Source organism: Methylomagnum sp., from assembly GCF_054333355.1.
Map to the genome: position 1 here is coordinate 1 of NZ_JBTEKS010000091.1, position 13,294 is coordinate 13,294.

Annotated in this window: 10 protein-coding genes and 1 tRNA gene; 9 read left to right on the plus strand and 2 right to left on the minus strand. The window is 60.4% G+C overall.

Annotation, left to right across the window (positions count from 1 at the left end; all coding sequences use genetic code 11):
- Positions 1-150: 150 nt before the first annotated feature.
- Complete coding sequence (locus tag ACXWUF_RS09190) at positions 151-738, minus strand: DUF2062 domain-containing protein (RefSeq protein WP_458494373.1); 588 nt, start codon at positions 736-738, stop codon at positions 151-153.
- Positions 739-839: 101 nt separating this feature from the next.
- Here ACXWUF_RS09190 and ACXWUF_RS09195 point away from each other — a divergent pair, with 101 nt between their 5' ends.
- From ACXWUF_RS09195 to ACXWUF_RS09205, 3 genes are all read left to right on the plus strand, one after another.
- A complete protein-coding gene (locus ACXWUF_RS09195; RefSeq protein WP_458494374.1) occupies positions 840-3,152 on the plus strand; it encodes a DNA internalization-related competence protein ComEC/Rec2 in 2,313 nt (770 codons plus the stop codon).
- 168 nt (positions 3,153-3,320) lie between these two features.
- Positions 3,321-4,163, plus strand: a complete 843-nt coding sequence (locus ACXWUF_RS09200; RefSeq protein WP_458494375.1) for a hypothetical protein — start codon at positions 3,321-3,323, stop codon at positions 4,161-4,163.
- Between the two features lie 305 nt (positions 4,164-4,468).
- The gene (locus ACXWUF_RS09205) at positions 4,469-6,274 is read left to right on the plus strand and encodes a glycoside hydrolase family 15 protein (protein WP_458494376.1); all 1,806 of its coding nucleotides are present in this window, start codon (positions 4,469-4,471) and stop codon (positions 6,272-6,274) included.
- An 88-nt stretch (positions 6,275-6,362) separates the two neighbouring features.
- On the opposite strand, the gene ACXWUF_RS09210 is transcribed toward ACXWUF_RS09205, so the two are convergent.
- Entirely contained in the window at positions 6,363-7,043 is a 681-nt protein-coding gene (locus ACXWUF_RS09210) for a DUF2231 domain-containing protein (protein WP_458494377.1), read from the minus strand.
- A gap of 296 nt (positions 7,044-7,339) precedes the next feature.
- Here ACXWUF_RS09210 and ACXWUF_RS09215 point away from each other — a divergent pair.
- From ACXWUF_RS09215 to ACXWUF_RS09240, 6 genes are all read left to right on the plus strand, one after another.
- Positions 7,340-7,415, plus strand: a tRNA-Lys gene (locus ACXWUF_RS09215).
- 505 nt (positions 7,416-7,920) lie between these two features.
- On the plus strand, positions 7,921-9,843 hold the full coding sequence (locus ACXWUF_RS09220) for a PrkA family serine protein kinase (protein ID WP_458494378.1): 1,923 nt from the start codon (positions 7,921-7,923) through the stop codon (positions 9,841-9,843).
- Between the two features lie 85 nt (positions 9,844-9,928).
- Positions 9,929-10,201, plus strand: a complete 273-nt coding sequence (locus ACXWUF_RS09225) for a BrnT family toxin (protein ID WP_458494379.1) — start codon at positions 9,929-9,931, stop codon at positions 10,199-10,201.
- Positions 10,188-10,421, plus strand: a complete 234-nt coding sequence (locus ACXWUF_RS09230) for a hypothetical protein (protein ID WP_458494380.1) — start codon at positions 10,188-10,190, stop codon at positions 10,419-10,421. Before ACXWUF_RS09225 ends, ACXWUF_RS09230 begins: the two co-directional genes overlap by 14 nt.
- Before the next feature lie 54 nt (positions 10,422-10,475).
- Positions 10,476-11,744 carry a YeaH/YhbH family protein gene (locus ACXWUF_RS09235; protein WP_458494381.1) on the plus strand — a complete coding sequence of 423 codons (1,269 nt, stop codon included), beginning with the start codon at positions 10,476-10,478 and terminating at the stop codon, positions 11,742-11,744.
- A complete protein-coding gene (locus tag ACXWUF_RS09240) occupies positions 11,741-13,231 on the plus strand; it encodes a SpoVR family protein (protein ID WP_458494382.1) in 1,491 nt (496 codons plus the stop codon). Before ACXWUF_RS09235 ends, ACXWUF_RS09240 begins: the two co-directional genes overlap by 4 nt.
- The last annotated feature ends 63 nt before the right edge of the window (positions 13,232-13,294 follow it).

Sequence of the window (13,294 nt, forward strand, 5' to 3'; positions counted from 1 at the left end):
GTGGGAGTGGGCTTTAGCCCACGAGAAGCTGTATTAATAGTGGGCTAAAGCCCACTCCCACGGGTTTATGACTAACGTAAGTCCCGAAGATGAATCTTGCACTCCAATGGCATGAAATAACATGTCCGACCTACGCGGGACTACGAGCAACTATTCCTGGCTCTCCCCCTCCCCGTGGTGCTTATGCCGATGCTCTAGGAATTTCTTATACGTGGCATAGCTCTCCCGCACCATGATGGAGGTATCGAGTTCCTTGTCGCGGAACTTGCGCAAATCCAACTGGTGCAGCACCGACCGTCGCCACAAATACTGGATGCCGAAATACCCGATGACCGCGCCCAGATTCATCAGGATGAAGCAGCCCACCAACAGCGGCGTGCCCAGCTCCATCGCCTTTTCGATGCTGAACAACCCCGAGAATTGATCGAAGCTGAAGGTCTGCGAACCCATGGCGTAAGCGCCGACCTCGTAGGCGAAGTAGTACATCGGCAGCCAGGTCAGGGGATTAGTGATCCAGACCAGGGCCACGGCGATGGGTAGGTTGGCGCTGAAATAAATGGCCCCGATGGCGGCGATGACCTGTTGCCAGGGCAGCGGTGGCGTATACATCGCCCACAGGCCGATGGCGAAGGCCCGCGACACGGAGCGCCGATTGAGGTGCCACAGGTTGGGCGCGTGCAGCTTGTCCCCCAGGAATTCCAATGCCTTGATTTCTTTTATTTTTTTGGGGTCCGGCAAAAAGCGTTTCAATAATTTTTTTGGCATAGCGGTAATGGGGGTAGGTTTATTGGGATGATTCTTATTGGAACCTTATTATTTTACGAATACGAAATTTAAAGTTGAAAGAACTTTTCCGGTCGTCCGGCCCGCCCATGCCCCGCCTTGCCTTGGGTTTCGTCGCCGGGGCGCTACTGATTCAACAGCTTACCGAATTGCCCGGCCTCGGACTCTGCGCGGCGCTGAGCTTGGCTTGCGCCGTCAGCCTGCGGTGGCGCTGGCTGGGCGTGGCGGCGTTCGGGTTCGGCCTGCTGTGGGCCACGGGCTATGCCGCCATCCGCCTGCGCGACGCCTTGCCGACCATGACGGAACGGCAAATCGCCGTGATCGAGGGCACCGTGCTGTCCATCCCCGACGCCATGGAGCGGGGGGCGCGCTTCGATTTCGCCATTGACGCGGTGCTTGAACCCGCCGCCGCGCAAATTCCGAAGCGGGTCCGGCTGAATTGGTACGACGTAACCGCCGCGCCGAAAGCGGGCGAGCGCTGGCGGCTGCGGGTCAGCCTGCGCCGCCCGCACGGCATGTTGAATCCCGGCGGCTTCGATTACGAGCAATGGCTGTTCGCCCAGGGCATCCGCGCCGTGGGCTATGTGCGGAAATCTCCCGATAACCGTCGGCTTGAAGGCGGCGGGGCGGATGTCCTGTCGCGCCGGGTCTGGCGGCAGGCGGTATACGACCAACTCTCCGAAACCCTGGCCGGAAGTCCGGTGGCGGGTCTGGTCAAGGCGCTGACCATGGGGCATGAGGACGACATCACCCCGGAACAATGGGACGTGCTGCGCAAAACCGGCACCGCGCACTTGGTGGCCGTGTCCGGCTCCCATATTGGCTTAATCGCCGGATTCGTGTTTTTCCTGACGCGCCGGGCCGTCGCGTGGCTGGGGGTGCTGCGCTGGTCGCCGCCGCTTATCGCCGCCCTGGCGGGACTCGCCGCCGCCTGGCTTTATTCCGCCTTGGCCGATTTCACCATTCCCACCCAGCGGGCGATGCTGATGGTCGGCGTCGCCATGGGCGCGGTCATCCTGCAACGGAACCTCAACCCGCCCCATATCCTCGCCACGGCCCTCTTGGCGGTGACGCTGTATGACCCGCTGGCCGTGCTGTCGCCCGGCTTCTGGTTGTCTTTTGGCGCGGTGGCGTTGATGGCCTTTGTTCTCTCGGGGCGGACGGGAAGAACCGGCGCGGGGTGGTCGCTGGTGCGGATCAACTGGGCCACGGCGCTGGGCCTCGCGCCGGTGCTGCTGCTGTTCTTCCGGCAAGTGTCCCTGGTGTCGCCCCTTGCCAATCTGCTGGCGGTGCCGGTGCTGGGCACGTTGTTGATTCCGGTCTGCCTGGTCGGTGCCTTGCTTCTGCCGGTGATTCAATTCCTGGGGGCCGGGTTGCTGCATCTGGCCGAAATCGTTCTGGTGCAAATCTGGCCGGCGCTGGAATGGCTGGCGGCGTTGCCTCTGGCGCAATGGACCCACGCCGAGCCGCCCTTCTGGACCATTCCCCTAGCCATGGCCGGAACGCTGCTATTGCTGGCCCCGAGAGGGATTCCGGCCCGCTGGCTGGGACTGGTGCTGCTGGTGCCCGCCGCCACGGTGGAACCCGAGCCATTGTCCCTGGGCGTATTCCGACTAACCTTGCTGGATGTAGGGCAAGGCTTGGCCTCGGTGGTGGAAACCCGGAGCCGGACGCTGGTGTTCGACACCGGTGCCCAATTCAGTCCGCGCTTCGACATGGGCGGCGCGGTCATCGAGCCGTTCCTCCGCCAGCGCGGACTCGGGCGCATCGACGCGCTGGTGGTCAGCCATGGCGATAACGACCACAGCGGCGGGGCCAACACCTTGCTGCGGCGGTTTCCGGTGGAAATGCTTTACACCAGCGTGCCGACGCGGCTGGCGGAATTTCCCGCCGTGCTGTGCGGGATCGGCCAGCGCTGGACCTGGGATGGCGTGGATTTCGAGATGCTCGGTCCGATTCAGGCGAGCGAGAAGGACAACGACAACTCCTGCGTGCTGCGGGTCGGGGGCGGGGAACACACAGCCCTGTTGACCGGCGACATTGAGCGCATGGCCGAGAACCTGCTGGTGGAGAAATATGGCGAAGCTCTGCGCAGCGAGGTGCTGGTGGTGCCGCATCACGGCAGCAAGACCTCCTCGACCCGCGAGTTCCTGGCGGCGGTGAATCCCCGGCTGGCCTTGATGCCGGCGGGCTATCTCAACCGTTTCGGGTTTCCCCATCGGGAGGTGCTGGACCGCTACGCCGCCATCGGCGCCAAGGTCTTGAACACCGCCAGCGCCGGAGCCATCGCCGTGGTCATGGGCCGGGCGGGCGGGTTACGGGCCGGGGAATATCGCCGGGAACAGCGCCGATATTGGCATGAACGCTAGATTGTCGAGCGACTGTGGGTTACGCTCTGTGTACTCTTTCGAAACCCACGCCTTCGGAAAAGAGAGGTCCGTAATGATCCCGATGGTTTCCATCCTCCGAATGCCCTATATGCCGGGGCTTGGCGGAATTCCGCATGGCAAGCAACTAATTCAAAAGGCTGATCTAACATGAACGCATCGTTGTTGTTGCATGGCGGCGCGCAGCTTTCTCTCATCACCGTGAGTTTCGCCAGCCGGATCGTGCAAGCCTTGCTGGCGGACACGCCGGAATTCATCCGGGCGCTGGCCGAATCCCTGCCCGACAATCCGACCGCCGCCGACGCCACCGTGACCCTGGCCGTGGCCCGCGCCGCCGCGCTGGACGATAACCCGCGCATCCGCGAGGCGGCGCTGTTGGCGATAAGTCTGGTGGTGAGGAAGCGACCACACCTGGCCGACTCGGTGCTGGCCGTGGCGAAGACCTCGGTCATGGACAAGCACGAGGATGTCCGGGAAGCGGCCCGGAAGACCCTGGAAATGATCGTCAAGCTGCGCCCCGACCTGGCCGACACCACGCTGACCATGGCGGTCGCCAAGGCCGCCGCCGCCAACGATCAATGGGATATCCGCCAAGCCGCCCAGCAGACCCTGGGGCTGATCCTCGACAAGAACCCCGAACTGGCGGAGGCCGCCCTCGCCATCACCAAGGCCGTGGCCGCCGAGGGCGAGGACGAGGTGCGCGAAGCGGCCTATCAAACGCTGGAAATGATCGTCAAGAAGCGCCCGGAAATGGCCGACGGCGTCCTGACCCTCGCCATCGCCAAGGCGGTGGTGTCCGAAATGGAATGGTATGTGCGCAAAGCGGCCTTGCAGGCGTTGACCATGATTATGGAGAGGCGGCCCGACTTGGCCGAAGTCGCCCTGTCCGTGGCGAAAGCCGCCGAGAAGGACAAAACCATCACCGCCAAAACCCTCCAACAGATGCTTGGCCCGATTCTCGCCAAGCGGCCCGATTTGGCGCAAGCCTCCTAACTGCCGAATAAGGCCGGAGGGGGAACCCCGCCATCTTTCTCGCGGTCGGATTTCTCAACGGGAATCTGGCCGCAAATCAACCTTCCCGAAAACGCTAAGCGGATGTGTGGGAAACGGACGCTGGAGTCCGAGGCTTGCTTTGGCGTACTTAATCAGCAACGAAATCTAGTCATCACCGGATTCCTGTACTGAAGATTTTTGCTAAGTCAGGTTAGCGAAAGCGTGAGCCGCTCCCACGGAATACGCGCCGTCGCCCCCTTCGGCTTGGCGTTTCGAATGTCACTCCTATGGCAAGAGGCTTCCTCATGAGCGACCTCGAACTCGGCGTCGTCGGCAACTGCGCTTTCAGCGCCCTCATCAATCGGCGGGGGAGGGTGGTTTGGTGCTGCCTGCCCCGCTTCGATGGCGACCCTTTGTTTTGCAGCCTGATTAACGGGGACGGGAAGAGCGACAGCGACGACAGCGACACCGCCGACGGCTTCTTCGATGTGCTGATCGACGACTTCGCCTACAGCGAGCAGCACTACGAACCCAACACCGCCATCCTGCTCACCACCCTGTACGACCAGCACGGCTCCGCCGTGGAAATCACCGACTTCGCGCCCCGCTTCATCTGCTATGACCGGATGCACCGTCCCCAGCGCTTGATCCGCCTGTTGAAGCCCCTGCACGGCACGCCGCGCATCCGGGTCCGGCTGCGCCCCACCCACAGCTACGGCGCGGCGCGGATGCGGACGGTCCATGGCTCGAACCACATCAACTATGTGGGCCACACCGTGACCTACCGCATGACCACCAACGTGCCGGTCTCGTTCGTGCTGGACGAGGTGCCCTTCCTGCTGGAGCAGCCCGCCGCGCTGTCCTTCGGCGCGGATGACCCGTTACGAAGCTCGGTCGCCGACGCCACCCGCGAAAGCCACGAACAAACCCTGCACTACTGGCGGGATTGGGCGCGGTCCCTGTCGATTCCCTTCGAGTGGCAGGCGGAAGTGATCCGCGCCGCCATCACGCTGAAGCTCTGTTGTTTCGAGGAGACCGGCGCCGTCATCGCCGCCATGACCACCTCCATCCCGGAGGCGGCGGGCACGGAGCGCAATTGGGACTATCGGTTTTGCTGGCTGCGGGACGCCTATTTCGTCATCAACGCGCTGAACCGGCTCGGCACCACCAAGACCATGGAGGAATATCTCCGGTACATCGCCAACATCGCGGCGGGCGCCAAGGAAAGCCTGTTGCAGCCGGTCTATGGCATCGCCCTGGAAAGCAAGCTGGTGGAGCGGATGATCGACACGCTCTCGGGCTACCGCAACCACGGCCCGGTGCGGGTCGGCAATCAGGCTTACGAGCATGTGCAAAACGATGTCTACGGCAGCGTTATCATGGCCGCGACCCAGGCGTTCTTCGACCGCCGCTTGGCCCATCCGGGCGACCGGCGCCTGTTCGAGCGCCTGGAAAACTTGGGCTATCAGTGCGCCCGGCTCTACAACCAGCCGGACGCCAGCCTGTGGGAGTTCCGGGGCATTGCGCGGGTGCATACCTTCTCGGCGGTGATGTGCTGGGCTGGCTGCGACCGCCTGTGCCGCATTGCCCACCGCATGGAGTTTCACGACCGCGCCAATTATTGGCGGGCACAAGCGGAGCGCATCCGGGCGGAAATCTTGGAGCTGGCCTACGACCCGGGCCGGGAAACCTTCGTCGGCAGTTTCGGCGGGACGGAACTGGACGCCAGCTTGTTGCTGCTCCACGACCTGCAATTCCTGGCCGCCGACGATCCGCGCTTTCTCGGCACCGTGGAGTCCGTGGAAAAGGAGCTGCGGCGCGGCAATCACATGATGCGCTATGTGGAGCAGGACGATTTTGGCGCGCCCAAGAACGCCTTCAATATTTGCACGTTCTGGCTGATTAGCGCCCTGGCGTCCATTGGCCGCAAGGAGGACGCCCGCGCCATCTTCGAGGACATGCTGAATTGCCGGAATCATTTGGGGCTGCTGTCCGAAGACACCGACCCCGCGACGGGCGAAATGTGGGGGAATTTTCCGCAGACCTATTCCATGGTCGGGATCATCCATTCGGCGGTGGTGTTGTCGAAGCCTTGGGAACAGGCATTCTAGCCCCCCGTGGGAGCGGGCTTCAGCCCGCGACAAGACAAGCCTGGCTTGCCCCTAGTCGTGGGCTGAAGCCCACTCCCACAAGACTCGCTCACTCGTGGTGCGTATGGGGGGCGTTATTCGCCTGCTCGTGCTGATGCCGATGGGATTCCTCCGCCGACTGCATCCCCTTCACGCCGACTCCGTACTGATAAACCATCAGCCCACCCAGATCGGCCCCAAAAAACAGGCAGACCGCGATAATGCCAGCCAGGATCAAATGGAACGCCTGAGCCATGGGCGAGGTGAAGTATCCACCCGCCAGCGCCCGCCAAATCGCCATGGCCACGGACAAGAACGCCACCGTGAGGCCAAGGCGTTTATGCCATTCCATGATCTCATGCACCTCTGCCCCATGGGGGACGGTGGCTTCGGCGACCAAGCCGGCGGCGGCGGCAAGCACCGCGCCGCCAGCGCCCAGGTACAGCATGACGCCAGCGGCCTGCCGAATGGCGGGCCGACGCAGCACTAGGCCGGCCACCTCAAACAGCAGGAAGCCGACCAGGAAGGCGATGGGGAAATGCACGACGAGGGGATGCACATTGGTGCCAAGCGCCGCGATGCCGGCGATTGGGTTCCAGGACGATCCCGGCTCCAAACCCCGGTTGATGGTTTCGAGCAGGCTGTCGAGGAGTCCCACCAACCCCATGCCGTCACCATCGCCACCGCCATGGATCAGGGGCAGTGAGGAGCCGTTCCCGAGCCAGTCGGGGCTTGAAAAAATGCTGAACATAGTGGCTTTCCAAAAAATAAGTTGCATCCAGAGGCGGGCTTGATTGGCCGTCCTTCCCGCACGCCGCTCGTTAGTCACGCGGCGCGGGCGCAAGTTTCGCAGACAAACGTGGTTTTCCAAAACCAGGCAGGGCTGTTGACCACATCCCGCGACCTAGCCCATGCGCGGTCAAGCCCCCAACCCATCGAATTGCCGCCCTTCCAGAGCAAGCGGCCGGCGCTGGCCCGCCGCCCTTATTTTGACGGTATTCAAGGCTTGCCACCACGGCCTTGGATTACTATAATTCGCGGCTCAATGGGTCGTTAGCTCAGTCGGTAGAGCATTGCACTTTTAATGCAGTGGTCGTGAGTTCGAGTCTCACACGACCCACCAAACACTCAAAAGCCTTACGGGAAACCGTAAGGCTTTTTTGTTGCCATTCCGAATGGCGACCACCCCGTCCTTACGGCACGTTCAATGCTGGATTTCCATGCGCGTTAAGCCTCTCGCATCGTGAATGGAAACCCGTTGAGCCGGGCTGTTCACCCTTCGGCCAGTCCGGCGCGAGCGGCTTGATTCGGGGCGTTAAACACCCCCACCCCACAACCGTGGTCCCATCCCCTTCCCAACACCAAGCCGCCCAAACCCGCCTTCACCGATTTCCCCGGGGGCTGGCGGGAATAGGAACGAATTATGGTAGGCTACGTCTTAAACGGTAAAAGACCATAAGTCAGCGGATATTCCGCCCGAACGGTTTATTTGCCGTTTGCTATGATAGAAATCGTCTCGCGCCTTCTCGTCGCGCATAATCAGGCGAGAACCTTGACCGTCGCTTTTTTTCGACACAGACGAATCATTTTACGAAGAATCTGCCAAGGCGCAGAGGAGTATTCGATTTATGGGTATTTTCGATCATTATCAAACCCGTTACGAAAAGAATCGCGAAGAAGAATATTCACTCCAGGAATACCTGGAAATGTGCCGGAATGATCCGACCGCTTATGCCAGCCCGTCGGAACGGATGCTCATCGCCATCGGTGAACCCGAATTGGTGGATACCCGGCTCGATACCCGGCTGTCCCGGATTTTCGCCAATAAAATCATTAAGCGTTATCCGGCGTTTTCTGATTTTTATGGCATGGAAGAAACCATTGAGCAAATCGTGGCGTATTTCCGCCACGCCGCCCAAGGGTTGGAGGAGCGCAAGCAAATCCTGTATCTGTTGGGTCCGGTGGGCGGCGGCAAGTCCTCGCTGGCGGAGAAGCTCAAGCAGTTGATGGAGCAGGTGCCGTTCTACGCCATCAAGGGTTCGCCCATTTGGGAATCGCCCTTGGGCCTGTTCGATCCCGACGAGGACGGCAAAATCCTCGAATCCGAATACGGCATTCCGCGTCGCTACTTCAACACCATCATGTCGCCGTGGGCGGTGAAGCGGATGCACGAGTACAACGGCGACATCACCAAGTTCAAGGTCGTCAAGGTGCGGCCTTCCATCCTCGACCAACGGGCGGTCTCTAAAACCGAGCCGGGCGACGAGAACAACCAGGATATTTCCTCCCTGGTGGGCAAGGTCGATATCCGCAAGCTGGAGCGCTTCAGCCAGGACGACCCGGACGCCTACAGCTATTCCGGCGGCCTGTGCCTGGGCAACCGGGGCATCATGGAATTCGTGGAAATGTTCAAAGCGCCCATCAAGGTGTTGCACCCGCTGCTGACCGCGACGCAAGAGGGCAACTACAAGGGCACGGAAGGGCTGTCCGCCATCCCCTTCGAAGGCGTCATCATGGCCCATTCCAACGAATCGGAATGGCAGCAATTCAAGAACAATAAGAACAACGAGGCATTCCTCGACCGCGTGTATGTGGTCAAGGTGCCGTACTGCTTGAAGGTCTCCGAGGAAGTCAGGATTTACGAGAAATTGCTGGCCCACAGCTCCCTCTCGCAAGCCTCCTGCGCCCCGCACACGCTCAAGATGCTGGCCCAATTTGCCGTGCTGTCCCGGTTGAAGGAGCCGGAGAATTCCAACATCTATTCCAAGATGCGGATTTACGACGGCGAGAATCTCAAGGACACTGACCCGAAAGCCAAGTCCTATCAGGAATACCGCGATTTCGCCGGGGTTGATGAGGGCATGGCGGGATTGTCCACCCGGTTCGCTTTCAAGATTCTGTCCAAGGTGTTCAACTTCGATCATTCCGAAGTCGCAGCCAACCCGGTGCATCTGCTCTACACCCTGGAACAGCAGATTCCCCAGGAGCAATACCCGCCGGAAGTGCAGGAGCGCTATCTGCGCTTCATCAAGGAATTCCTGGTGCCGCGTTACGTGGAGTTCATCGGCAAGGAAATTCAGACGGCCTATCTCGAATCTTATTCCGAGTACGGTCAGAACATTTTCGATCGGTACGTGACCTATGCCGATTTCTGGATTCAGGATCAGGAATACCGCGACCCCGATACCGGCGAGAACTTCGACCGTCGCGCCCTGAACGAGGAATTGGAGAAGATCGAGAAGCCCGCCGGCATCAGCAATCCGAAGGACTTCCGCAACGAGGTGGTGAACTTCGTGCTGCGGGCGCGGGCCCGGAACGCGGGCAAGAACCCGGCGTGGACCAGCTATGAAAAGCTGCGGGCGGTCATCGAAAAGAAGATGTTCGCCAACACCGAGGAATTGCTGCCGGTGATTTCCTTCAACACCAAGGCGTCACAGGACGACGCCAAGAAGCACGAGGAATTCGTGAACCGGATGGTGCTTAAGGGGTATACGGCGAAGCAGGTAAGGTTGTTGTGCGAGTGGTATTTGCGGGTTAGGAAGTCGTCCTAATATACCCGTGGGGTGGGCATGCACTCATGCCCACCCCATCTGATTTGGCTGGTTATATTATTCCGCGTATTAAGGAATAATCCCGATGAATTTTGACTGGGATACGAATAAGGCGGCATCGAACCAGCGTAAACACGGGGTAACATTTGAAGAGGCAACCACGGCTTTACGCGATCCACTTTCCAATACTGGTCGCGACCCGGATCACTCCATTAATGAAGAACGCTTCGTGACTTTTGGTATGCCGTCCCAATATCGTTTGCTTGCCATTTCCCATACGGAGTGTGGAAATATGGTTCGCATTATCAGCGCTAGACTGGCAACTAATTCCGAAAGACAAATTTATGAAAACGGATAAACCGGAACTTCGTGATGATGAGCTTCGGCCCGAATATAAAAGGTCGGATTTTGGCGAAATGGTGCGCGGCAAATACGCGAATCACATTAAGGCCGAAACCAATGTCGTGCTTTTGGAGCCAGATATCGCGCAGGCATTTCCGAACGACGCCGCCGTAAACGAAGCCTTGCGGTTGGTCATGCGAATGGCCGAGATTCCCCGGAAGCAAGGGACCGTCTAAATACCAGGCTGCGGCCTACGTGCCCCGGCCCTGCTTAACTTTTGAGCAACGCCCATGAGCCAATTCATAGACCGCCGCCTCAACCCCAAGAACAAAAGCGCCGTCAACCGGCAGCGCTTTCTCCAGCGGTTTCGCGGCCAAATCAGAAAAGCCGTCGCGGACGCGGTCGCCAAGCGCTCGGTGAAGGACATCGACCGGGGCGAAAACATCCAGATTCCCTCCAAGGATATTTCCGAGCCGGTGTTCCGCCACGGTAAAGGCGGACGCCGGGAAGTTGTGCAGCCGGGCAATAAGGAATTCATCCCCGGCGACAAGGTGCCGCGCCCGGACGAGGGCGGCGGTGGCCGGGGCAATCAAGCCAGCGATTCCGGCGAGGGCATGGATGACTTCGTGTTCGAGTTATCGCGGGAGGAATTCCTGGAATTCATCTTCGAGGACTTGGAACTGCCCAACCTGGTGAAGCGTCAATTGGCCCGCGAGGTGGCGTTCAAGAGCCAACGGGCCGGATTCACCGCCGACGGCTCGCCGTCCAACATCCATGTCGTGCGCTCTATGCGCGAGGCGCTGGCCCGCCGCACCGCCCTGCGGGCGCCGTCGCGGGACCGCTTGCGCGAGTTAGAAGACGAATTGGAAGAGTTGTTGCGGGCGGACCCGCCCGACGCCGCGCTGATCGAAAAACTCCGCGAGGAAATCGCCCGCCTCGAACAGAAAGTCGCCGCCGTGCCGTTCATCGACACCTTCGACCTGCGGTTCCGCAACCGGGTCCAGGTGCCCAAGCCCACCACCCAGGCCGTGATGTTCTGCCTGATGGACGTGTCCGGCTCCATGGACGAGATCAAGAAGAACCTCGCCAAGCGCTTCTTCCTGCTGCTCTACCTGTTCCTGAGCCGCAATTACGAGCGCACCGACGTGGTGTTCATCCGCCACCACACCGTCGCCATGGAAGTGGACGAGCAGGATTTCTTCTATTCCCGCGAGACCGGCGGCACGGTCGTGTCCAGCGCCCTGGAATTGATGCGCGACGTGATCCGCGACCGCTATCCCAGCCGCGACTGGAACATCTACGGTGCCCAGGCCTCCGACGGCGATAACTGGCCGGAGGATTCCACCAACTGCCACCGCTTGCTCATGGAGGACATCATGCCTTGCGTGCAGTATTACGCCTACATCGAGATCAACAACCACGAGCCGCACAGCCTGTGGATGGAATATGAAAAGGTGGCCGAATACTGGCCCAATTTCGCCTTGCAGCCCATTTATGGCGCGGCGGACATTTATCCGGTGTTCCGGGAACTCTTCAAGAAACAGCGCGTGGCCGCATGAATCGCCAACCCATTTCCGACGGGTCCGAATGGACCTTTGAGTTATTGCGCGAATACGACGCCGAAATCGGCCGCATCGCGGCGGATTACAGTCTGGACACTTATCCCAACCAGATCGAGGTCATCACCTCCGAGCAGATGATGGACTGCTATTCCAGCACCGGGATGCCGGTGTTCTACCCGCACTGGTCGTTCGGGAAGCAGTTCCTCTCGGTGGAGAAAAGCTACCGGCGCGGCCACATGGGGCTGGCCTACGAACTGGTCATCAACTCCAATCCCTGCATCGCCTATCTCATGGAGGAGAACACCATGACCATGCAGGCGTTGGTCATCGCCCACGCCTGCTACGGCCATAACTCCTTCTTCAAGGGCAACTATCTCTTCAAGACCTGGACCAGCGCCGACGCCATCGTCGATTACCTGCTGTTCTCCCGCAACTACATCACCGAATGCGAGGAGCGCCACGGCGTGCGGGCGGTGGAGGAGCTTTTGGATTCCTGCCACGCCTTGATGGGCTATGGCGTGGACCGCTATCGCCGCCCGCCGCCCCTGTCCATGACCGAGGAGGAGACGCGGCAGAAGGAGCGCGAGGAATATCTGCAATCCCAGGTCAACGATTTGTGGTTGCGGACCATCCCGAAGAAGGAGAAGCAAGCCGCCGAACAGACGCCGAACTTCCCGCCGGAACCCGAGGAAAACCTGCTGTATTTCTTCGAGAAGAACGCCCCGCTGCTGGAGCCTTGGCAGCGGGAAATCATCCGCATCGTCCGCAAGATCGCCCAATACCTCTATCCGCAGCGCCAGACCAAGATCATGAACGAAGGCTGGGCGACCTTCTGGCACTACACCATCCTGAACCGGATGTACCAGGAGCGGTTGGTGGACGACGGCTTCATGCTGGAATTCCTGTCGTCCCACACCAACGTGGTCTACCAGCCGCCGTACAGCAGCAAGTATTTTTCCGGCATCAACCCGTATGCCCTGGGCTTCGCGATGATGAGCGACCTCCGCCGCGTGTGCGAGGAACCCACCGCCGAGGACCGCTATTGGTTCCCGGAAATCGCGGGCAGCGATTGGGTGAAGACGCTCGACTTCGCCATGCGCAATTTCAAGGACGAGAGCTTCATCGCCCAATACCTCTCGCCGCAGGTGATCCGGGATTTCAAGCTGTTCAGCGTGCTGGACGACGACACCCACCGGGAATTGGAAATCACCGGCATCCACAACGAGGAAGGCTATCGCTACGTGCGGCACGTCCTATCCGAGCAGAACAATCTGGGCAACATGGAGCCGAGCATTCAGGTCTACCGGGTCGATACCCGGGGCGACCGCTCCCTGACCCTCCGCCATTATCAGCACGACCGGCGTCCCTTGGGCGACACCACCCACGAGATGCTGAAGCACGTCCGCCGCTTGTGGGGCTTCAAGGTGCGGCTGGAGACCGTGGATAAGAATGGGCGGACGGTGAAGGCTTACGAGTGTGAATAACGCTCAAGTCGGGAGAGGGTCGTGGGAGTGGGCTTCAGCCCACGATCAGACTCGGCTGTCGTG